Annotated in this window: 19 protein-coding genes; 5 read left to right on the forward strand and 14 right to left on the reverse strand. The window is 63.8% G+C overall.

Annotated features, from left to right (window positions below; genetic code table 11):
• Positions 1 to 2: 2 nt before the first annotated feature.
• Complete coding sequence (locus tag ACVW16_RS30285; RefSeq protein WP_456734579.1) at positions 3 to 1,559, reverse strand: formate dehydrogenase beta subunit; 1,557 nt, start codon at positions 1,557 to 1,559, stop codon at positions 3 to 5.
• Complete coding sequence (locus ACVW16_RS30290) at positions 1,556 to 2,044, reverse strand: formate dehydrogenase subunit gamma (protein ID WP_456734580.1); 489 nt, start codon at positions 2,042 to 2,044, stop codon at positions 1,556 to 1,558. The genes ACVW16_RS30285 and ACVW16_RS30290 overlap by 4 nt, the downstream gene beginning before the upstream one ends.
• A gap of 224 nt (positions 2,045 to 2,268) precedes the next feature.
• Here ACVW16_RS30290 and ACVW16_RS30295 point away from each other — a divergent pair, with 224 nt between their 5' ends.
• Positions 2,269 to 3,162, forward strand: a complete 894-nt coding sequence (locus ACVW16_RS30295; RefSeq protein ID WP_456734581.1) for a LysR family transcriptional regulator — start codon at positions 2,269 to 2,271, stop codon at positions 3,160 to 3,162.
• A 206-nt stretch (positions 3,163 to 3,368) separates the two neighbouring features.
• Here the strand turns inward: ACVW16_RS30295 and ACVW16_RS30300 are convergent, their stop codons facing one another.
• The 11 genes from ACVW16_RS30300 to ACVW16_RS30350 all read right to left on the reverse strand — a co-directional run bounded on the left by ACVW16_RS30300 (position 3,369) and on the right by ACVW16_RS30350 (position 15,516).
• Positions 3,369 to 5,699, reverse strand: a complete 2,331-nt coding sequence (locus tag ACVW16_RS30300) for a PAS domain-containing sensor histidine kinase (RefSeq protein WP_456734582.1) — start codon at positions 5,697 to 5,699, stop codon at positions 3,369 to 3,371.
• Positions 5,700 to 5,923: 224 nt separating this feature from the next.
• Positions 5,924 to 7,297: a cation diffusion facilitator family transporter gene (locus tag ACVW16_RS30305; protein WP_456734583.1), complete on the reverse strand. Its 1,374-nt coding sequence runs from the start codon at positions 7,295 to 7,297 to the stop codon at positions 5,924 to 5,926.
• A gap of 271 nt (positions 7,298 to 7,568) precedes the next feature.
• Positions 7,569 to 8,540, reverse strand: a complete 972-nt coding sequence (locus tag ACVW16_RS30310; RefSeq protein WP_456734584.1) for a zinc-binding dehydrogenase — start codon at positions 8,538 to 8,540, stop codon at positions 7,569 to 7,571.
• Between the two features lie 25 nt (positions 8,541 to 8,565).
• Positions 8,566 to 9,561 carry an NAD(P)H-dependent flavin oxidoreductase gene (locus tag ACVW16_RS30315; RefSeq protein ID WP_456802539.1) on the reverse strand — a complete coding sequence of 332 codons (996 nt, stop codon included), beginning with the start codon at positions 9,559 to 9,561 and terminating at the stop codon, positions 8,566 to 8,568.
• A gap of 214 nt (positions 9,562 to 9,775) precedes the next feature.
• A complete protein-coding gene (locus tag ACVW16_RS30320) occupies positions 9,776 to 10,450 on the reverse strand; it encodes a hypothetical protein (RefSeq protein WP_456734586.1) in 675 nt (224 codons plus the stop codon).
• 58 nt (positions 10,451 to 10,508) lie between these two features.
• Positions 10,509 to 10,712, reverse strand: coding sequence for a hypothetical protein (locus tag ACVW16_RS30325; protein ID WP_456702668.1), 204 nt, complete (start codon positions 10,710 to 10,712; stop codon positions 10,509 to 10,511).
• Positions 10,713 to 11,098: 386 nt separating this feature from the next.
• Positions 11,099 to 11,884 (reverse strand): fumarylacetoacetate hydrolase family protein, encoded by a 786-nt coding sequence (locus ACVW16_RS30330; RefSeq protein ID WP_456734587.1) that lies wholly within the window; start codon positions 11,882 to 11,884, stop codon positions 11,099 to 11,101.
• A complete protein-coding gene (locus tag ACVW16_RS30335) occupies positions 11,884 to 12,903 on the reverse strand; it encodes a 2-dehydropantoate 2-reductase (RefSeq protein ID WP_456734588.1) in 1,020 nt (339 codons plus the stop codon). The genes ACVW16_RS30330 and ACVW16_RS30335 overlap by 1 nt, the downstream gene beginning before the upstream one ends.
• A gap of 101 nt (positions 12,904 to 13,004) precedes the next feature.
• On the reverse strand, positions 13,005 to 13,430 hold the full coding sequence (locus ACVW16_RS30340) for a CBS domain-containing protein (protein WP_092226710.1): 426 nt from the start codon (positions 13,428 to 13,430) through the stop codon (positions 13,005 to 13,007).
• 184 nt (positions 13,431 to 13,614) lie between these two features.
• Positions 13,615 to 14,961 (reverse strand): oxalate/formate MFS antiporter, encoded by a 1,347-nt coding sequence (gene oxlT, locus ACVW16_RS30345; RefSeq protein ID WP_456702671.1) that lies wholly within the window; start codon positions 14,959 to 14,961, stop codon positions 13,615 to 13,617.
• A gap of 417 nt (positions 14,962 to 15,378) precedes the next feature.
• Positions 15,379 to 15,516 (reverse strand): hypothetical protein, encoded by a 138-nt coding sequence (locus ACVW16_RS30350; RefSeq protein WP_237859263.1) that lies wholly within the window; start codon positions 15,514 to 15,516, stop codon positions 15,379 to 15,381.
• Between the two features lie 297 nt (positions 15,517 to 15,813).
• Between ACVW16_RS30350 and ACVW16_RS30355 the strand changes: the two genes are divergently transcribed.
• Entirely contained in the window at positions 15,814 to 17,145 is a 1,332-nt protein-coding gene (locus tag ACVW16_RS30355) for an Hsp70 family protein (RefSeq protein ID WP_456702672.1), read from the forward strand.
• A 267-nt stretch (positions 17,146 to 17,412) separates the two neighbouring features.
• On the opposite strand, the gene ACVW16_RS30360 is transcribed toward ACVW16_RS30355, so the two are convergent.
• Positions 17,413 to 17,856, reverse strand: coding sequence for an SRPBCC family protein (locus ACVW16_RS30360; protein ID WP_456702673.1), 444 nt, complete (start codon positions 17,854 to 17,856; stop codon positions 17,413 to 17,415).
• A 1,018-nt stretch (positions 17,857 to 18,874) separates the two neighbouring features.
• Between ACVW16_RS30360 and ACVW16_RS30365 the strand changes: the two genes are divergently transcribed.
• The 3 genes from ACVW16_RS30365 to ACVW16_RS30375 all read left to right on the forward strand — a co-directional run bounded on the left by ACVW16_RS30365 (position 18,875) and on the right by ACVW16_RS30375 (position 21,916).
• On the forward strand, positions 18,875 to 19,165 hold the full coding sequence (locus tag ACVW16_RS30365) for a hypothetical protein (protein WP_456734589.1): 291 nt from the start codon (positions 18,875 to 18,877) through the stop codon (positions 19,163 to 19,165).
• Positions 19,162 to 20,001, forward strand: a complete 840-nt coding sequence (locus ACVW16_RS30370; RefSeq protein WP_456702675.1) for a sugar phosphate isomerase/epimerase family protein — start codon at positions 19,162 to 19,164, stop codon at positions 19,999 to 20,001. The genes ACVW16_RS30365 and ACVW16_RS30370 overlap by 4 nt, the downstream gene beginning before the upstream one ends.
• A 160-nt stretch (positions 20,002 to 20,161) precedes the next feature.
• Complete coding sequence (locus ACVW16_RS30375; protein ID WP_456802540.1) at positions 20,162 to 21,916, forward strand: FAD-dependent oxidoreductase; 1,755 nt, start codon at positions 20,162 to 20,164, stop codon at positions 21,914 to 21,916.
• The last annotated feature ends 9 nt before the right edge of the window (positions 21,917 to 21,925 follow it).

A 21,925-nucleotide genomic window follows, 5' to 3' on the forward strand; every position in this document is an offset into this window, starting at 1 on the left:
TCCTATTCCGCGGCCTGAAGCGTGGTCGGGGCCGGGACAAAATCCTCCCGGAAATGCCTCAATGCGCTGAGCACGGGGTAGGGCGTGAAGCCGCCGAGTGCGCAGAGCGAGCCGAACTTCATGGTGTTGCAGAGGTCTTCGACGAGCGCCAGGTTTTCGGTGACCCGCTCGCCGCGGATGATCTTGTCGATGGTCTCGACGCCGCGGGTCGAGCCGATGCGGCAGGGCGTGCACTTGCCGCAGGACTCGACGGTGCAGAACTCCATGGCGAAGCGCGCCTGCTTGCGCATGTCGACGCCGTCGTCGAAGACGACGATGCCGCCATGGCCGATCAGGCCGTGGCGCGCGGCGAAGGCCTCATAGTCGAACGGGGTGTCGAACAGCGCGCGCGGAAAGTAGGCGCCGAGCGGGCCGCCGACCTGAACGGCGCGAACCGGTCGGCCTGTGAAGGTGCCGCCGCCGATGTCATCGACGAGTTCGCCGAGTGTCACGCCGAACGCGGTCTCGAACAACCCACCGTGGCGGATGTTGCCGGCGAGCTGAATCGGCATGGTGCCGCGCGAGCGCCCCATGCCGAAATCGGCATAGGCCCTGGCGCCTTCGGCAAGGATGAAGGGGATGGCGGCGAACGACAGCACGTTGTTGATGACCGTCGGCTTGCCGAACAGGCCGTGATGCGCCGGCAGCGGCGGCTTGGCACGCACCAGGCCGCGACGGCCTTCGAGGCTTTCCAGCAGCGAGGTCTCTTCGCCGCAAACGTAAGCGCCGGCGCCGACGCGCACTTCGATATCGAAGCTGTACGTCGAGCCGCCGATCTTGTCGCCGAGATAGCCGCCCCGCCTTGCCGCTGATATCGCGGCCTTCATCGCTTCGACCGCGTGCGGATATTCGCTGCGGATGTAGATGTAGCCCTTGGTGGCGCCGACCGTGATGCCTGATGTCGTCATGCCCTCGATGACGAGGAAGGGATCGCCTTCCATGATCATGCGGTCGGCGAAGGTGCCGCTGTCGCCTTCGTCGGCATTGCAGACGATGAATTTGCGATCGGCCTTGGCTTGCGCGACCGTCTTCCACTTGATGCCGGTCGGGAAGCCGGCGCCGCCGCGTCCGCGCAGGCCTGACGCCGTTACTTCGTTGAGGATCGCGTCCGGGACCAGCGACAGCGCGCGCTCGAGACCCTTGTAGCCGCCATGGGCACGGTAATCCTCGAGCGAACGCGGATCGATCACGCCGCAGCGGGCGAAGGTGAGGCGGGTCTGGCGCTTCAGCCAGGGAATTTCGTCCGCAACGCCGAGCCGCAGCGCGTGCGGTCCGTCGCTCGCCATGGACTCGAATACGGAGGCGACGTCTTCTGCGCTGACCGGGCCGTAGGCGATGCGACCCTTCAGCGTTGCCACCTCGACCATCGGCTCCAGCCAGCAGAGCCCGCGTGATCCGGTCCTGATGATCTCGACCGGCAGGCCGCTGATGGCCGCGGCCTGCTCGAACGCGACGGCAATCTCATCGGCGCCGACGGCAATGGCTGCGGCATCGCGAGGAATGAAGATCTTCATGTTCATCGCTGCGCCTCCGCGACCAGCGCGTCGATGCGCTTCTCGTCGAGCCGGCCAACGAGGCGGCCATCGAGCATCGCGGACGGCGCGGTCGCGCACAGCCCGAGGCAGTAGATCGGTTCCAGCGTGACGCGATCATCCGCCGTGGTGTTGCCGAGCGAGACCCCAAGCTTCGCCTCGGCGCGCGCTGCCAGCGCATCGCCGCCGGCGGCCTGGCAGGCCTCCGCGCGGCACAGCTTCAGCACATGGCGGCCGGCCGGCTTGTGGCGGAAGTCATGGTAGAAGGTGAAGACGCCGTGGACCTCGGCGCGCGACAGGTTCAGCGCCTGCGCCACCATGGGAATCGCGGCCTGCGGCACGTAGCCGAATGCCTCCTGAAGCGCGTGCAGAATCACCAGGGTCGCGCCTTCCTGACCGGCATGTTCGGCGATGATCTCCGCGCCGCGCGTCTCTTCCCAAGAGTCGTAACAAGGCTCGTAAACCGCTGTCATTCTTCGTTCTCAAATTGAGCGTCCGTTCCGCGCAAACTATTTGGAATCGTTCGAAGATCAATAAAGCTGTCTCATGCTGCGATTGCGAATTCAGATCGATTGGAAACCGCAATCGATCGATACGATCAGGTAATGAAACTTGAATCGCTCGAGGGTTTTTGCGTGTTGATGCAGGCCCGGCGTGATAGCTTGCATGCCACGACAGATGCGCAGGGGACGGACGGTTGATCGACAAGCTTGAACTGCTGCTGGCGCTGGCCAAGGAGCGGCATTTTGGACGGGCCGCGGAGGCCTGCGGCGTTACCCAGCCGACCATGTCGACCGGGCTCAAGCAGCTCGAGGAGATTCTGGGCGTGATGCTGGTGCAGCGTGGGTCCCGGTTTCAGGGCTTTACCCCCGAGGGCGAGCGAACGCTCGACTGGGCGCGGCGGATCGTGGGCGATGCGCGCGCGATGCGCGACGAGATCAACGGACTGAAGCGCCAGCTCTCCGGCGAGATCCGCATTGCGGCGATTCCGACCGCGCTCGGCATGGTCGCGTCGCTGACGACGCCGTTCCGCGCGCGGCATCCCGAGGTGCGTTTCAGCATCCGCTCGACGACCTCATCGGAGGTGCTTGGGCTGCTCGAGAATCTCGAGGTCGATGCCGGGCTGACCTATATCGAGAACGAGCCGATCGGGAAGGTGCGCACCATTCCGCTTTACAACGAGAGCTATCGCCTGCTCACCGCGCCCGATGCGATGTTCGGCGACCGCGAGACGGTGACCTGGACCGAGGTCGGGCAGGTGCCGTTGTGTCTGCTGACACCTGATATGCAGAACCGCCGCATCATCGACCGTGCGCTGCGCTCGGTCGGCGCCGAGGCGACGCCCACCCTGACCTCGAACTCGCTGCTGGTACTGTTCACCCATGTCAAGACCGGACGCTGGGCCAGCGTGATGCCGGCCAAGCTCGCCGAGACCCTCGGTCTGTCCGACAAGGTCCGCACGATTCCGATCGTCGACCCCGAGGTCAATTACAGCGTTGGCCTGGTGATTCCGCAGCGCGACCCGATGACGCCGCTGATCGCAGCGCTGGTCAATGTCGCGCGCGAAGTGGCTCCGAGCCTGCAATCGTAAAGCTGATCGCATCTGGTGTGCACGATGGGGCGGCATCGGCACTGGGCTCGCTTCCCGCTTGCGGGAGAGGGTTGGGGAGAAGGTGTCTCCGCAACGGGACAATCCCCAAGAGGAAAGAACCCTCGCCCCGCCACGCTCTGCGAGCGTGTCGGCCTCTCCCGCAAGCGGGAGAGGCGGAGCAAACCCGCAAACAGTCCTCGTGAAATTCACGCCGCCGCCGATATCCCGGCGCCGGCCTTGATCGCATCGCGCGGCAGCGTCACGCGGACCACGGTGCCGGCTTCCAGCCTGGAGCGCAGCCGCATCGAGCCGCCGTGGAGCTGCGCCAGCGAGCGGGCGATCGCAAGGCCAAGGCCGGAGCCGTGATAGGTCTTGGTGAGCTGGCTCTCGACCTGCTCGAAGGGGCGTCCGAGCCGGGCCAGCGAGTGCGGCGCGATGCCGATCCCGGTGTCGGCGATCATCAGCACGATCTTGTCCTCGAGCTGCCGGCTGCGCACCACGATGCGTCCGCCGTCGGGCGTGAACTTCACCGCGTTGGACAGCAGGTTCACGACGATCTGCTTGGTGGCGCGGCGGTCGGCGACGACGGAGATGGATTTCTCGATGTCGGCATCCAGAGTCAGGTTCTTGTCCTGGGCCCGGCCGGAGACGACGCGCAGGGATTCGGCCAGCGTCCGCGACAGGTCGAGCTCTTCCATGTCGAGCTTCATCCGGCCGGCCTCGATCTTGGACATGTCGAGGATGTCGTTGATGACCTCGAGCAAATAGTGCCCGCTGGTCAGGATGTCGTGGCAATATTCCTGGTACTTCTCTGAGCCGAGCTCGCCGAACATGCCCGAGCCCATGATCTCGGAGAAGCCGATGATGGCATTGAGCGGCGTGCGCAGCTCATGGCTCATATTGGCGAGGAATTTCGACTTGGTCTGGTTGGCTTCCTCGGCCCGGGTCTTCTCGCGTTGGTACTTCTCGGCGAGATCGGCGAGCTCGATCGTCTGGCGTTCCAGCGCCGCCTGCGAGCGCTTGAGGTCGATGACGGTGGCGCGCAGGCGCAGATCGTTGTCAACGAGCTTCTGTTCGTGCTCCTTGATCCTGGTGATGTCCGTGCCGACGGAGACGTAGCCGCCGTCCTTGGTGCGGCGCTCGCTGATATGCAGCCAGCTGCCGTCGTCGAGCTGCGCCTCGAAAGTCCGTGCGCCCGGGCCTTGGGCCGCGGTCTCGTTGTGGCGGGTGCGGACTTCAGGCATGCGGCCGACTTCCAGCACGGTCTCGTAGGAGGTGCCCGGGATCACGGCCGTATCGGGTAGCTTGTGCAGGCGCTGGAAGTGCGAATTGCAGAGCACCAGGCGGTCGCTCGCGTCCCACAGCACGAAGGCTTCCGGAATGGTCTCGATCGCGTCGCGCAGGCGAAGGTCGGCTTCCACGGTGCGCTCGGCGAGGCTCTTCTGCTCGGTGATATCGACCGCGATGCCGATCAGGTGCATGCCGGCATCGCTGGCGCCGCGGGTCCGCTCGCAGCGGACGCGCAGCCAGATCCAGTGGCCATCGACGTGCTGCATGCGGAAGATCTGGTCGATGTGGTCGATCTTCCCGGAGATCAGCTGGTCGGCGATCTCGAACAGGTCGATGTCGTCGGACTTCACCAGCGCGTTGACCTCGCCGAAGGTCAGGAGCTCGTTGCGGCCGTCGAGGCCGAGCATCGAGAACATCGACTGCGACCAGAAAATCCGGCCGCGCGACAAGTCCCAGTCCCACAGCCCGCAGCGGCCGCGATTGAGCGCAGTGTCGATTCGGCCGCGCACGGCATCGTTGATGAGGTCGCCTTCGCGGGCGCGGGTCGACTGCCAGTGGAAGGCGAAACCGAGGATCAGGACGACGAAGCCTGTCGTCGCGGACAGCGTCACCGACAGCGCCGCGTCCGAGCCCCAGATCGGTTCGTTGCGCTCCTGGATCACGGTGACAAGGCCCGGCAGCGACTTGATCGGCCGCGAGGTCGCCAACGCGGCGTTGCCATCAGGCAGCGTCATGCTGGAGACGTCATTGTCGCGCGGCGGCGCGGCGAGCAGCTGGGCGGTGGTGATCGCATCGAGCAGGCGGTCGTTGCCGGCGGGATCATTGTCGATCGGGATGCGGGCAAGGATGCGGCCGTTGACGCCCGCCGAGGTGACGACGACATGGCGGCCCGAGATCCTGGCCCGCGGCGGAATCATGTCGGGGAGCAGTGCCGGCAGGTTCTCGATGTTCTTCAGTCGCTCGCCGCGCACGGAGGTGACGCGGTCGATGCGTTCGGCGAGCAGCTCGGCGAGGGATGAAATGTCGTTCTGGATGACCAGGCGCTTCTGGCGCGTCTGGTCGACGACCTGGACGAACGCGCCGAGGCAGATCGTGATGAGGAAGGCGATGATGAGCGTCGGCACCGCGCGACGCAGCGCCGGCTCTGCGATCAGAAGCCGGTGATAGGCAGGTTTCGCGATCGATTGCGCCAATCCCTTGATCGAATCGGATTGGACGCACGCGTTCGCGGCGTCTGCGCGCGCCATGCCTTCGGCCCCCTGAAAACCTGCTTGCGACGAATTTCGAAAGCAGCCCCACGTCGCTTTCGAATCACAGCGATTTGAATCCACTTTGCGCAGGCTGTCGAGAGTCAACGAAACGTTAACGCGAAATAATTCTTATCCAATGGAGAGTTTCGTGCTGCGAGCCCGCAAACCCACGTGGACGAGGAGTCCGAAACAGGAACGTGCGACTCCTCACACCGTCGCCATCACGCGCGCGGCGGCTCGGCGTGACTGATGACGCGCTTCACGCTCGGGAATGCGCGACGCAGCCGGCGTTCGATCGCGTCGACGTGCTCGTGCACCTTGATCACGCTCATCGATGGCGTGGCGCGGCAGTGGAAGTTGACGATCTCGCCGGCTTCGGTGTTGCGAACGCGCACGTTATGGATGTCGTGGATCTCGCCGCCGGCGGCATATTCGGTCAGCGCCGCGGCGATGGTCTGCACCCTGTCAGGCGCAACGTCGACGCCGAACGGCAGTTCCGGTTCCAGCGGCTCGATATGGACGTCGACCTCGACGTCCGCACCGAACTCTTCCTGGATGTTACGTTCCAGCATGTTGGCGACGTCATGGGCGGCGTCGAGCCGCATCTCGGCGTCGACTTCGAGGTCGATGCTGACGATCAGCTTGGTGCCGAGATCGTGCACCGTGACGTGGTGGATGGCGAGCGCCGAATTGCGCGCGATCACCATGATGCGGTCGCGCACGGTCTCGTTGTCGCGGGCGACGGGGATGGCCGCGAATGAGAGGTCGGCATCGCCGAACGCCTTGCCGAGGGCGGCCTGGGCGTTGCGCTTGATGCTCTCGACGCGGTCGATCGGGTAGGTCCTGGGCACCTTGACGATGCTGTCGATGAAGGTGGTCGCCCCGACCATGCGCACGCGCAGCCGCTCGACCTCGATCACGCCGGGCACGCTGCGGATCGCGACCGTGGCCTTCTCCAGGGCCCCTTCCGGCGCGCGGTCGACCAGCGTGTGCACCGTGGAGCTCGCCATGCGCAGGCCGAGAGCCGCGATCATCACGGCCACGGCGGCGGCTGCCGCGGCGTCACCCCACCAGAAGCCGAAGGCTGCGAGAATCAGGCCCACGATCACGGCACATGAGCCCATCACGTCCGACGCAAAGTGCAGCGCGTCCGCAGCGAGCGCTTCGCTCCTCGTCTCCCGGGCGGCGCGGTGCAGGGCACGGGCGCGCCAGAGATTGACGACGATATCGACGACCAGCAAGACGAACGGGACGGCCGAAATCGTCGGCGGCGGGGTTCCCTCACGCAGATGGCTGTAGGACTGGACCAGAATGCCGCCGGCGAGCACGTAAAGCAGCGCGGTGACGCCCAGCGCCGAGATGCTCTCGAGCTTGCCGTGGCCGTAATGGTGCTCGTCATCGGCGGGCTTGTCGGAGACCCGCACCACCGCCCAGGTGATGATGGTCGCGACCAGGTCGATCGAGGAGTGCAGCGCTTCCGAGATCAGCGCCAGCGATCCGATCGCGATGCCGACGATGAGTTTGGCCGCCGCCATGCCGCCGCTGGCCAGGATCGAGATGGCCGCGACCGATGTCTTGTCGTGTTGTCCGCTCATGGCGGGGGATTTAGCAGCCTAACGGCGAACATCAAGCGACCATCCACAAGCTGTAGTCGCAAGTGAGTTGCAGGAGCGAAGCTGTTGCGAATGCTTCTGAATTGAAGGGCGGTCTACTATGCCACGAGTTCGGTCTTGTAGGGTGGGTTAGCCTTGGGGCTGCGCAAAGCGCAGGCGCTGGGCGTAACCCACCGGTTTGAGCTCCACGGCCAAAGAAGTGGTGGGTTACGCTTCGCCAACCCACCCTACGAGACCGCCGTCGGAACGCCGACTACGGCAGCGTCACCACGATCTTCCCCAGATGCTTGTTCGCCTCCATGTGCTCGAACGCCTTGTCGATGTCGGAAAATGGATAGACCTTGTCGATCGGCAGCTGGAGTTTTCGCGATTCCACCGCGCCCCAGATGTCCTTCCTGACCGCCTCGAAGATCGCGCGGACTTCCTCGAGGCTGCGGGTGCGGAAGGTGACGCCGATATAGCTGATGCGGCGGGCCGCATGCAGGTCGAAGTTGAAATCGGCATGGGTGCCGCCGAGCCGGCCGACATTGACGATGCGGCCGAGCACCTTCGTCGCGGCGAGGTTCTGGTTGGCGACCCGGCCTGACACCTGATCGACGGTGAGGTCGACGCCTTCGCCGCCGGTCGCCTTCAGCACCTCGTCGACCCATTTGGGGTCGGAGGAGTCGACCGCGAGGTCGGCGCCATATTCCTTCAGCCGGCCGCGGCGATAGGCATCGGTCGAGGAGCCGATCACGAGCCTGGCGCCCTTGAGTTTGGCAATTTGCATCGCCATCAGGCCGACGCCCGAGCTGGCGCCCTGGATCAGCACGGCCTGGCCGGGCTGCATGCCGCCGACTGTGACGACGGCATTGTGCATGGTCGCGAGCCCGACGGGCAGGGTCGCGGCCTCCTCGAACGTCATGTCGGAGGGCAGGCGGAACAACCTGCCGTGGTCGGCAAGCGTATACTCCGCGAACGCCGCGCCGCCCGAACCCATGATGCGATCGCCGACCTCCAAGCCCTTGGCGTCCGCTCCGAGCTCGGCAACTTCGCCGGCCCATTCCATGCCAAGCACGGTGCCGACGCCGCCGGCCGCACCGTGCGCGTGGCCCTTGCGCATGCCGGTATCGGCGCGATTGAGACCACAGGCGCGGACCTTGACGAGCACCTGCGTGCCCTCAGGCTTTGGTTGAGCGACGTCGGAAATCCGAGCGCCTTCAGGACCGTAGACATAAGCCTTCATGAATTGCTCTCGCTTCTTGCAGTGATTATTCCGCGGCCTGCGCGTTTGGTTGAGCGATCATGCCTTCGAGCCTGGAACGTATGATGGCCTCCGCTTCGCGCACGATGCGCGAGATGAGCTCGCCGCAGCTCGGGATGTCCTGGATCAGGCCCTGCACCTGGCCGGCCGACCAGATGCCTTCATCCGAATTGCCTGTCGCGTAGACCATCTTGCCGCGGGCGCCGGCGACGAGCTCGCGGATGTCCTCGAACTTGGCGCCCTCCTTCTCCATCGCAACGACCTTGGTCGATATCTCGTTCCTGGCGACGCGCGAGGTGTTGCGCATGGTGCGGAAGATCAGCTCGGTCTCGCGCTCGTCATTGGCCACGATCTTTTCCTTGATGAGCTGGTGGATCGGGCTCTCCTTGGTCGCCATGAAGCGAGTGCCCATGTTGATGCCTTCGGCGCCGAGCGCGAGCGCCGCGACGAGGCCGCGGGCGTCGGCAAAGCCGCCGGAGGCGATCATCGGGATCTTGACCTTGTTGGCGGCGGCCGGGATCAGGATCAGGCCGGGGGTGTCATCCTCGCCGGGATGGCCGGCGCATTCGAAGCCGTCGATCGAGATGGCGTCGACGCCCATCCGCTCGGCCGACAGCGCATGCCGTACGCTGGTGCATTTGTGCACGACCTTGACGCCGTGCTGCTTGAATTCGTCGACATGCTCCTGCGGCTTGTTGCCGGCGGTCTCCACCACCGTGATGCGGCTGTCGATGATGGCGGCGCGGTATTCGGCGTAAGGCGGCGGCTTGATCGCGGGCAGGATGGTGAGGTTGACGCCAAACGGCTTGTCGGTGAGGTCGCGGCAGCGTGCGATCTCCCTGGTCAGGTCCTCCGGCGTCGGCTGGGTCAGCGCGGTGATGAAGCCGAGGGCGCCGGCATTGGCGACCGCGGCGACCAACTCGGCTCGCCCGACCCATTGCATGCCGCCCTGGACGATCGGGTGCTCGACCCCGACGAGCTTCGTGAACCGTGTCTGCAGCATATGTTTCCCCCGCCTGCGTGGCAGGCTCTGTTATCGGTTGATGGGGAAGAGGATGCCGCCGGGGTCGGGAAATGTCTATTGTTGGGGCGTGCGGCGAGGGCGGGGCTGCCTAGCGTAGCAATCCAGGCTGTGCCGTCGCGGACGGCCGGATTGCTTCGTCGCCAGCGCAAGGTTGCCTTGCAATTTTGACGCGGCGTCCTCGCAATCACGGCGGCTACTCCGCCGACAACCGCACCATCTGCCGGCCGCCGTTCATCTCTTTCAGGCTGTTGACGAAGTTTTCGGGGCGCTGCCAGCGATTGGGGACTTTCAAACCCATATACTCGGCGATATCGCCGATGAAGCCCGTGCAGTTGGTCGTCTCTGCGTTCCAGACCGGAGAGCTCGCTTTCAGCTTCTCGATATAGGCGAACACCCGCTTGGCATCGGCCTCGTTGAGGTACACGCGATAGCTCGCGGTCAGATAGTCGGGATCGAGATCGCCGTAGCTTGCGCCGGTCTCTGACGGTACCCAGGTGAAGTAGCCGAGCACGTAACTCCAGGTGTCACCGGCCGGCGTAAGGCCCGCAACCTCGACCGCGCGCTCGCTGGTCTTGCCGTACCAGACGAAGGCATGCCCCCAGCTCGCCGCCGTCCGCGCGCGGAAGTCGACGTAATAGGGGCCTTTCTCGGCGTGCGCCAGCGAGCGCCGCGCCGCTTGCGGTGAGGAGCGCGCCGCGGTGTCGGTCGTGACAAGCGCACTGGCATCGGCCATGCGCTTGTTCGTTTCGCCGTTCGCGCCTTGGTTCGTACCTTGCGCCGAAGCCGAGGCCATCATGCATGCGATCAAGGTCGCAAGCGCGAGGCCCGCAAGGATGCAGGATCCCGATCGATCAGGTTTGTTCGTCACGTTGAGCCCCTCGACTGTCGGCCGCTTCTCGCAGATCCCGCGCGTCGTTTGCGGTGCCTCAGTAGCGCGCGGCGACCGGGGCGGGCGCCTTGCCGATGGGAGCCTTGCCAACCGGGCTCTTGCCGATCGGCATCTTGCCGATCGGGGCCTGTTCGGCCGGATAGACCGGCACGGGCTGGCGGCGCGGCAGATCCGCAGCGTTTGCTGCCGTCACCAGAGCAAGCGTGGCACCCAGAACAATTGCAATCTTCTTCACAGTCATACCCCTAGAAGGTTTGGTCCAAACACGGCTGGTCCGTGCCCCCAGACACGCCCTACAAAAGGGCTGCCGAATGCGTCCACAGTGCGGCATCCCTGCGACAAGTTGGCGGCATTGATCGGCGCGCAGATGTCATGTGTTTCGAAATGTGCGTGGGCACATCAGGCGGCGTCAGGCTGACGGCGCGGTGGCGCGTCTTGTACGTCAGCGAGGCCGTGGAAATGATCGCCCGGCGGTCGCCATCATGTGCGCGCCGAGCCCGCGAGCGCGCCGAGCAGACCGGAGAGGAAGCCGAGGATGAAACGCATGGGCTGTTGGTCGCAGGCAGGCCCATCGTGGTTCGAACCGGATTGTAATTCCGGCCTCCCCCCGAAGCACTGCCCGTGCAACTACAACCTGAACTCGTTCGTCAGTTCGCCGATGCCGTCGATCGCCACGGTCACAATGTTCACCGGCTCCTTCATGACGCCGACGCCGACCGAGGTCCCGACGGCGATGAGGTCGCCGGGCAGCAACGTCATGTCGTGTGAGATCTTGCTGACGAGCGCTTGCGCGCTGAAGATCATGTCGGAGATCGGATAATTCTGCCGCTCGGCGCCGTTGAGGATGGTGCGAACCGCGAGCCTGGCCGGATCGAGGCCGGTCGAGATCACGGGGCCGAACGGGCCGTAATCGTCGATGCCCTTGGCGCGGGCCCATTGCGGGAAGGTGGGATCGCTGGTCAGGATGTCGTTGGCGGTGATGTCGTTGACGCAGGTGTAGCCGAAGATGAAGCCGTCAGCTTCGTCGGGCGAAACGCGCGCGCAGGTCTTGCCGATGACGATGCCGAGCTCGCCCTCGTAGGTGGTCTTGCCGTCGTAGTAGGAGGGACGGCGGATCACGGCACCCGGCGTCGTGATGGTGGTGGTGGCCTTGAGCAGATAGAGCGGCTCCGGTGGCTCGGGCTGGTTCAGCTTGGCCGCGAGCGCGTGAAAATTATTCCAGAGCGCGACGATCTTGCTGGGGGCGCTAGGAGCGAGCAGCTCGACCTCCGACAGCGCCAGCGTCTTGCCCGTCGCAGTATTGCGGCCGAACATCTCGCCCTCATGGACGCTGATTTCAGCTGCGGTCAGCGTGCCGAAGCCGGTGCTGCCGGCGTGGCGGAAGCGCAGCCATTTTTTCGTCTCGGTGCCCATCACGCCACCGCCAGCGCGCGAGGATCAGACCGCGCGGAGACGCCGTCATAGAGGCCGGCGACGCGGGCGCGCTGGGTCACCATCGCCAGCACGGAATCCAGCGCCGGGGTGGGGATTTTGGTCAACCGGCCCATCTCCTGCACCACGGTGACGAGCGGGTCGATCTCCATCGGACGGCCGCGCTCGAGATCCTGCAGCATCGAGGTCTTGTGCGCGCCGACCTTGCGGGCGCCCTCGATGCGGCGCTCGACATCGACGCGGAACTTGACGCCGAAGGTTTCGGCGATGGCTTGCGTCTCCACCATGATCGCCCGCGACAGCGCCCGCGTGGACGGATCGGTGCAGATCACGTCGAGCGTTGCATGGGTCAGCGCGCTGATCGGGTTGAAGCAGACATTGCCCCAGAGCTTGAGCCAGATTTCGTCGCGGATGCGGTCGAGCACCGGCGCCTTCAGGCCGGCCGCGACGAACAGGTCGGCGAGCCGCTGCACGTCCGAGGTGATCTCGCCGGAGGGCTCGCCGAGCGGGAAATTGGTGCCGTAGACGTGGCGGATCACGCCGGGCGCCTCGACCTCGGTGGCGGGATAGACGATGCAGCCGATGGCGCGTTCGGCCCCCAGCTCGCGCCATTGCCGCCCGCCGGGATCGATGCTCTCCAGCGTCGAGTTCTCGTATTCGCCGCCATGCTTGTAAAAATACCAGTAGGGAATGCCGTTGACGGCGGTGACGATGCGGGTGTGGGGCCCGAGCAGCGGCGCCATCTTCTCGATCACGCCGGTGATCGAATGCGCCTTCAGCGTGACGATGACGTAGTCCTGCACGCCGAGCTCGGCCGCGTTGTCGGTGCAGCGGGGATGGACGGTGTGCGTCTCCTCGCCGGCGAGCAGCGTCAGGCCGCGCTCGCGCATGGCGGCGAGGTGCGCGCCGCGCGCGACCAGGCTGACATCGGCGCCTGCGCGCGCCAGCTGCACGCCGAGATATCCGCCGATCGCGCCGGCGCCGTAGATGCAGATCTTCATGAAATCCTCGCGGGGGTAGCGGAATTTGACGACGAGAGATCCGGTCCGGCCCGGATGTGTCCGAGCCGGCCAGGCAGTTGCAGGGAAGAGGCGTGGCCGCTTTAGGCGGCTTGCGGCGTGCTGTTGGTCGCCTCGTCGACGGCGGCCGCGATGTCGCGCATGCTGATGACGGAGACGAGGCTGTAGTCGTCGATCACCGGCAGGTGCCGGATGTGATTCCGATTCATCAGATGCCGGACATGCTCGATCGTGTCGGAGGAGGTGCAGGAGACGAGCTGCTGCACCGACACGAGCTGCGAGACTTTCACGTTGACTGCATTGGCGCCGTGCTCGGCAACCGCGCGCACCACGTCGCGCTCGGTGAACATGCCGACCGCAGTGTTGCCTTCCGAGCGGACCACGTCCTTCACCACCAGCGCGCTGATGTTGTTGGCCCGCATCAGCTTGGCGGCGATACCCACCGTTTCGTTCATTCGCACCGTGACAACGCGCGGCGTCTTCTTGCGCAGAATGTCTCCGACCAGCATGGCAACCTCCCTGGGGTGAACGTGGAGGGAGTGTGGTATACATAATGCCAATCGTCAAGCGCTGGATTTGGCTGATCCGAAAAATCTTGCGGCAGCGATGCTGACGTTTGTTCTCGCAAAACAAAGAAAAAGGGGCGCATCGCTGCGCCCCCTTTCATCAGTCGTATATGGGGGGTCTGGCGGCTCAGGCCGTCCCGGTCTTGGCGCGGGTCTTGGCAGGTGTCTCGGCGCTGCCGGCAGCCGCATTGGCGCTCTCGGCTTCGTTGCCCAGGATGAAGGAGCGGCGCATGGGCTTGATCACGAAGATGGCCATCAGCGCCGCCGTCGCGTTCAGCGCCACGGCCACCACGAACACGGCTTTCCAGCCATAGGCGGCCGAGATCACGCTTGCGAGCGGAACCAGCAACGCGGCGGTACCCTTCGCGGTGTAGAGCATGCCGTTGTTGGTGGTCGCATATTTCGAACCGAAGGTATCACCGCTGGTGGCGGGGAACAGCGAATAGATCTCGCCGAACACGCCGAAATAGACCGCGGTCGCCAGCACGAAGACGAGCGGGATGTGGCCATAGGTCGACAGGGTCAGGAGCATCAGCGCAGCGGTGCCGAACGCGATGAACATGGTGTGCTCGCGGCCGATCGTATCCGACACGAAGCCGAAGAACGGACGTCCGAAGCCGTCGAAGATGCGGTCGAGCGAGATCGCGAAGGTCAGGGCCGCCATCTCGAAGCCGGCGAGCGAAACAGGCGTATCGGCGATCTTGAAGTCGTGCGCGATCGGCGCGATCTGCGCCGCGGTCATCAGACCGCCCGAGGCGACCATCACGAAGACGAGGTACATTACCCAGAAAATAGGGGCGCGCAGCACCTGCGGCGGGGTGAAGTCGACCTGGGTCTGCGGCAAATTGAGCCGCTTCTTCTTCGGCGGGATCGAAAGCCGCGGCGGCTGGATGAAGAAGGCGAGCAGGAACACGATCACGCCCTGGCCGATGCCGAACGTGAAGAACGCGCTTTGATAGCCGCTCGCTGCGATCATGTGCGCAATCGGCACCACGGTGAGGGCTGCGCCCGCGCCGAAGCCCGCGGCCGTGGCACCGGCGGCGAGGCCGCGGCGATCGGGAAACCATTTCAGCGCATTGCCGACGCAGGTGCCGTACACCGCGCCCGCGCCCATGCCGCCGAACACGGCCGCCGCGTAGAGCAGGGGAAGCGAGTCAGCATAGGAGTTGAGCACCCAGGACAGCGTGATCATCACGGCACCGAACATGATGACGATGCGCGGGCCGTATTTGTCGACGAACCACGCCTCGACCGGCACCAGCCACGTCTCCGTGATGACGAAGATGGTGAAAGCGAGCTGGATCGAGGCGCGACCCCAATGGTGTGCGTGATCGATCGGATCGACGAACAGGGTCCAGCCATATTGCAGGTTGGCAATCATCGCCATGCAGGCGATGCCCATGGCGAGCTGGAGCCAGCGGAAACCTGTGCGAAGAGGCGCAGCGGTGACGGCGCCGTCCGTGCTGGAAATCATCAACAACCTCCCAAGCGCCTGTCTGTCACGACAGCGCCGCCCACATGGCGGAGTGTCGCAAATATTGTGGCTTATGGTGCAAGCGCGGCAAGCAGCTTGGTATACCATATTCCAGAATGCAAGCCCTATGTCGGGGGTAAGCTCAAGAAAAGTGCAGGATTCCCCGGGGTTTCCGGTATCGGGGTATTTTCGGGAAGCCGAAACGCCCGGCCAAGAGGCGGGCGCGATGCGCGAGATGGAAGCGAGGTCGGATGTTGATTGCGCCGCCACCACCTTGCGCCAGCGCTTGAACGCCACGAGCGCCAGCAGCAAGGTCAGGATCCGGCCGCGAGGACGAGCACGTGGATCTCGCGGCGGGCGAAGAACACGAGGCCCGACAGGACCACGAACCAGATCGGATCATGGCCCCGGGTGCGCTTACAGGCCGAAGCGGGGGAGATCGCCGTTCTGGTTGGAAATCTCGGCGCTCGCCATCAGGAAGCGGTCGACGGCCGCCATGAAGCGGGCGAACAGCGAGGCGGAGGGCGCAAGCGCGACGGAAGCGGTCTTGGACATCGGAATTCCCTTTCTTAAAGACAGTCAGCAATACTGCCTCATTTCGAAGGTTGTTCTATGTATACCAGATGCCAATGTCCACACACACCACTGCATAACAGCATGTGAATGCCGCATTGCAGCATACTACCTTCGTTAAAGCAGGCCGTTTAGGCCTGGAAACGGGGCTTTTTCGGCCTCAGAACAGCGAGAGGTAGGTCCGGGCTACTCCGGACCGGGCCGTGCCGGGCTCTTGGCACCGCAGTGCAAAACCGTTAGTGGTTCGCCCCCTTTTCCTATCATCAGTCAGAGTGGTTCATGTCGAGCGCCTCGCCCGCCGTCTCGATCGGCATCGATTTTGGGACCAGCAACACTGTCGTCGCACTTGCCGCGGACGATCGCCGGGTCGAGGCCATCAGGTTCGACCACGGCGGACAGCGCCACAGCACTTACGTCTCGGCACTGTGCTTCTGGGAGGACCGGCCGGGCGCCGGCGCCCAGGCCGAAGGCGGACCGTGGGCGATCGAGCAGTTTCTCGAGGGGCGCCACGTCTATCGTTTCCTGCAGTCGTTCAAGACCTTTGCGGCAAGCTCGAGCTTCAACACCACGCAGGTGTTCCGGCAGCGCTTCAAGTTCGAGGACATTCTGGCGGCATTCCTGCGCACGCTGGCGCGTCATGGCGGTGACAGGTTCGGCTTCGAGGCAGCTAACATCACCGTCGGCCGTCCCGTGCGCTTTGCCGGCGGCAATCCCGACGACGATCTCGCCATGCAGCGCTACCGCGCCGCGTTCGAGCGCCTGGGCGCCGGTCACGCGCGTTATGTCTACGAGCCCGTCGGCGCGGCGTTCTCCTTCGCCCGGCGCCTCGAGCGCGACGCCACCGTGCTGGTTGCGGATTTCGGCGGCGGCACCAGCGATTTCTCGGTGATGCGGTTCTCCCGCGCCGGCGGCCATTTGCGGGCCGAACCGCTCGGACACGCCGGCATCGGGATTGCGGGCGACACGTTCGATTATCGCATCGTCGACCACGTGGTCTCGCCGCGGCTCGGCAAGGGTTCGAGCTTCCGCTCGTTCGACAAGGTGCTGCCGATCCCGAACAGCCACTACACCAACCTCGCACGCTGGCATCAGCTCGCGCTGATGAAGAGCAACGGCGATTTGCGCGAGCTCAGGGAGCTTGCGCGCACGGCGGTGGAGCCTGAACAGCTCGAGGATTTCATCACCATCGTCGACCTCGATCTCGGCTTCTCGCTGTACCGCGCGGTGTCTGACGCCAAGGTCGCGCTGTCGGCCAAAGACGAGGTGGATTTCCGCTTCAAGGGCGGCGGCGTCGATATCGGCTCCGCCATCACGCGGAAGAAATTTGATAGCTGGATTGCCGACGACATCGCGCGGCTGGGCGCTACCGTCGACAAGGTGCTGGGCGAAGCCCGCATCACCGCGCGCGAGGTGGAGAAGGTGTTCTTGACCGGCGGCACCTCCTTCGTTCCGGCGGTTCGAAAACTGTTCGCCGACCGGTTCGGCAACGAGCGGCTGATGTCGGGCGACCAGTTCGAATCGATCGCCTACGGCCTGGCGCTGATCGGACACAGTGCCGAACCGGATCGCTGGACCGCGGATGGTGGGTTGAAGTCGAAGGCCGGCGCATAACCCTCGTTGCGATCAGCGGCCGCACACCCGGTGCGGGTTATTCTCGCGGAGGGTTCCTCATTCTCCGTGATTGCGACGAGCTCTTGCGGCGAAGCAATCCAGGCTGCCACCGCGGAGGGATTCTGGATTGCTTGCCGGCGCCCTCATCGGGCCGCGCTTCGCGCGGACCCGCTGGCTCGTTATGACGACGTGCGGAGATGCGCGCATCCGATCGAACAGATTGACCCGCGGCTTTCATTCGGATCGCACCCGACGGCGCGCTACAAGCTACTGATTGATCTCGGGCTCGACGAGCTTGGCAAGATTGCGCAGCGATTCCTGCCAGCCGAGATAGCAGGCCTCGACTGGAATGGCGTCGGGTAGGCCGGCCTGCGTGATATCGACTTCGGTGCCGACCAAGACCTTCTTCAGGGTTACGGTCACCTCGATCACGCCCGGCAGGTTGGGGTCGTCGAATCGATCCGTGTAGCGCAGGCGCTGGCCGGGGACGAGCTCGAGATATTCGCCGCCAAACGAATGGCCGTTGCCCGTGGTGAAGTTCCGGAAGGACATCTTGAACGTGCCCCCGACCTTCGGCTCGAGATGATGCACGGTGCAGGTGAAGCCGTTGGGCGGAAGCCATTTCGCCAATGCATCCGCCTCCACGAAGGCGCGATAGACTTTTTCCGGGCTGGTCGTGAGAACGCGGTGCAGGCGTACGGTGCCGGGCATGTTTGTCATTCCTTATAAGCTGATGGGCTCGACATTATCGTCTGTTGGCCCTTCATGCACCGAGGACGAAGGAGAGGCTCTCGATCCGACAAAGCATTGCAGAAAAAGAGAGCCGCCGGAACCGGCGGCTATGTCGCCTGGCTGATCTGCGGCTCATCGCGTGCAGTCTTCACCTGCACACAACGTTCCCATGCGGCCCCGGCCGTTGAGATTGCCTGGCGGCAGCAGGGGTCACCGTGCTCGCGGAAGTCTTGCCATTGTCCGCATTGTAGATCCTGCCCGACGACTTCCTGGCGCCGCCGCATGCATGTCGATGAAGAGGGAGATGCCGACCGTCTTCCGGCCGCGCAGCGCCGGATCGGAAATCTCGCCGCAATCAAAATCCCTTCCAGCTCTGTTAGTCCGGTAGAAGCAAAGCAGCCCGTAGCCCCGCAAGACGCCGTCAATCGAGCGCCTCAACGGCGAGATCAAGCCCCGCGGCGAGCCTTCGGGGTCTTCCCAACGGGGATGCCATCGTCCGGTTCATCGGCGCGATGCTGCTCGATCAGGATACACCCGCTACACCACGCTGACACAACCGGTTATTGACATTGACGCACTTAAAAATTGCATATCACACATAGGCAATTAAGAGTTGCATATGTCCGCCGTGCCCGCTATAGGGCGGTAGTGGCAGAGGGAAGCAAGCGTGAAGCAGCATTGGAGACAGAACCAAAGAAGCAACCGGGAAAAATGCGCGTGGCTTTTGCCGGGTGCGCTTGATGCGGAACGTCGGAGATCTTCAGAAAATCTCGGCCGATGTCCCGTGTCGCTCGCCTGTGAAGAGAGCGGTGAAAGCCGGTGCAGGGCGCACGGACTGATGAGTTCGCCGTTCAAGTGAGCCGATGGGCCATCAACATGTGGGATGCCGCGGCATGACCATGCTGACCCGTGATCCTAACTATCGTTGCCGCTGGTTTTCGGCTGAGAGGATCGTCGCATCTTTTGGTTGTGTTCCTGAGTTCCTCTGGGGCATCGGATGATCCGCGATCTGCTGGCGTCTCGTGAGTTCATCGTTTCGCAGGACTGGCCGAAGAGTTTGGCGCGGACCTTCCCGGCACTCTCCAGACGCGAGCAGCCCTCAGTCGCCCGGGGCACGATCGCGGACGATCTCCGGTCGCATGGCCTGCCGCGACAGCAATTTCGAACCCCGCTGGAGCCGAAAGCGACGCGCGTCGCGATGGACGATCCCGCGATCGACCTGCCTGATTTGCAGATGAGCGAGCGTGGCCTGCGTGGTCAAGCGACGCGCGGGGGAAGGTCACCATGAGCAATCCCTATTCATTGGCGCACCTGACGGCTTTGGGACTTCCTCCACCCCAGTTGATCGAGGCCGCAAGCGATGCCGGTTACCAATATGTGGGCCTGCGGCTCAACCGGACGACACCCAACGAGCCATTGTACGATCTGCTTCATGATCCGAAGCTCATGAGGGAAACAAAGGCGAGCCTCGCCAATTCCGGGTTGGAGGTCTGGGACATCGAGGCGGCCCGCATGGATCCACCACGTGATCATCTGCACTATCGGGAGTTTCTCGAAGCCGGTGCCGAACTCGGAGCTCGGTATATCCTCGCCCAGTTGCCAGATCCCGAAAAGAATCGCGCGATTGACCGGTTTGGGTCCTTATGTGAGATGGCCAAGCCGCTCAATCTGAATGTTAGTCTCGAGTTCGTGTCGTGGACGGAGACGCCGGGTCTCGTCGATGCCGCTTATATCGTGCGCGAGGCCAATCGTCCTAACGCCAGTATCTTGCTCGACACGCTGCACTTCGATCGTTCTTGCTCGAGCCTGGAGCTTCTAAGGGCGCTCCCGCCCGAATGGTTCAAGTGGGCTCACGTTTGCGACGCTCCGGCGCATCATCCGCCTGATCCCGAAGGGGTGATCTATGCGGCGCGGTGTGAAAGACTTGTTCCCGGTGAAGGAGGAATAGACATAAAGCGTATCCTCGCCTGCTTGCCGGACGACATCGTATACGCTCTCGAGATACCCAACGACGCCTCCGTGTCGAAAATCGGATTTCGCGAACATGCTCGCCGGGCAATAGGTGAAACCAGATTTCATTTGGAAGACGATCGAGTCTCCAAAAAGTTCGATGCAAGACGGTAGTGCAAACACTCGGTGCTGAGCTCAGTCATGTCGCTGCATCTGCAATCGCAATCGAACCGACGTCGAGCCGATGCAGATCAAGCGTACACCCTGACATTGACAGGCATCTGCGGACCTCTGCCATGCGGAGTGACGGCTATGGCGGTAAAGGGTGCAACACATGAACCATGAACGAATACTCGAATGCGACGTGCTTGTGCTCGGCTCCGGCGCGAGCGGCTTGTCGGCGGCGGTCACTGCCGCAACGCATGGCCTGCGTGTGATAGTGATGGAGAAGGAAGAGGTTTTCGGTGGAACGAGCGCGTGGTCGGGAGGCTGGATGTGGATTCCTCGCAATCCGCTGGCGAGGCGTGCCGGCATCCGGGAAGAGATTGATGCGCCACTGACGTACCTGAAAGGTGAATTAGGGACACAATTCGATGCCGCTAAGGCGACCACGCTGCTTGAACGTGGCCCCGAAATGGTTGATTTCTTCGAGCGTCACACCTCAGTGCGCTTCGTCGAAGGCAATATTCCGGATTTCCATCCGACACCTGGTGCCGCGGCAGGGGGGCGGTCGGTTTGTGCCATGCCATTCGACGCGCGCGAACTTGGCCCATTGCTCGACAAGCTACGCGAACCCCTATCGGTCATTACGATCAAGGGCATGGGGATTGCGGCCGGCCAAGACATCACAAATTTCTATCGAGCGACGCGCTCGATAGAGTCCGCGCTCTACGTAGCTCGCCGGCTGCTCGCATTTGCTTGGCATAAGCTCCGGTACGGACGTTCGATGCACCTCGTCAATGGCAACGCGCTGGTCGCCCGCCTGCTGAAATCGGCGGTCGATCGCGAAGTCGACTTGCGCACTCGTGCGCGCGCCGTTGCCTTGCTGAGGAATGATCGCCGCGTGACGGGAGCCATTGTCGAAGTCGCCGGTACCAGGCATGAGGTGCGCGCGACGCGCGGCGTCGTGCTTGCCTGTGGTGGCTATCCACACGACGTAGAAAGAAGGGCTCAGACGTTTGCCTATACACCCTCTGGTCTCGACCATTGGTCTGCGGCTCCGCGCACAAATACCGGAGACGGCATCCGTCTTGGGGAGGCCGTCGGGGGGCGCTTCAACAATACACTTGACGCGCCTGCCGCGTGGGCGCCCGTTTCGCTGGTTCCTCAGCGCGGGGGCGCGGATATCGTCTTTCCCCACTTGCTCGACCGTGCAAAGCCTGGCGTGATTGCGGTGACGCGCGCCGGCAGACGTTTTGTCAACGAAGCCGCGTCATATCGAGACTTTGTCTCCGCGCTGCTGGCAAGCACGCCATCCGGCGAAGAGGTGTGCGCCTGGCTGATCTGCGATCATCGTTTCCAGCGACGCTACGGTCTCGGCTTCTCCAAGCCATTTCCCTTTCCCGTAGGCCCATATCGACGCTCGGGATATCTCGTGCAGGCCGCGAGCTTGAGCGAACTCGCGATGAAATGCCACATCGACCCGCAAGCGTTGAAGAACACCGTAGAAAGCTACAACACGCATGCCAAGGAAGGCACTGATCCCCAATTCCACAAAGGCTCTACAGTCTATAACCGCGCGCAGGGAGATGCCGAACATCAGCCGAATCCCTGCCTCGCCCCGATCGAAGAGAGTCCGTTTTACGCGGTTAAACTGTTGCCCGGGAGTCTCGGCACGTTCGCGGGATTGGCGACCGACATCGACGCGCGGGTGCTCGATGAGAACAATTGCGCTATTCCCGGCCTGTACGCGGTAGGCAACGACAGCGCCAGCATGATGGGCGGCTTTTATCCGAGCGGCGGCATAACTCTGGGTCCGGCAATGACGTTCGGATACCTCGCGGGGCTCGCGCTTGCCCGTAGAAATGGGGCGCCGCAGCGCGATTTCTTCGCAGCTAAGGACAAAGCGGCTGCCGACAGCCCAGTTTGATTTCGAGAG

Source organism: Bradyrhizobium sp. USDA 4474, assembly GCF_054057515.1.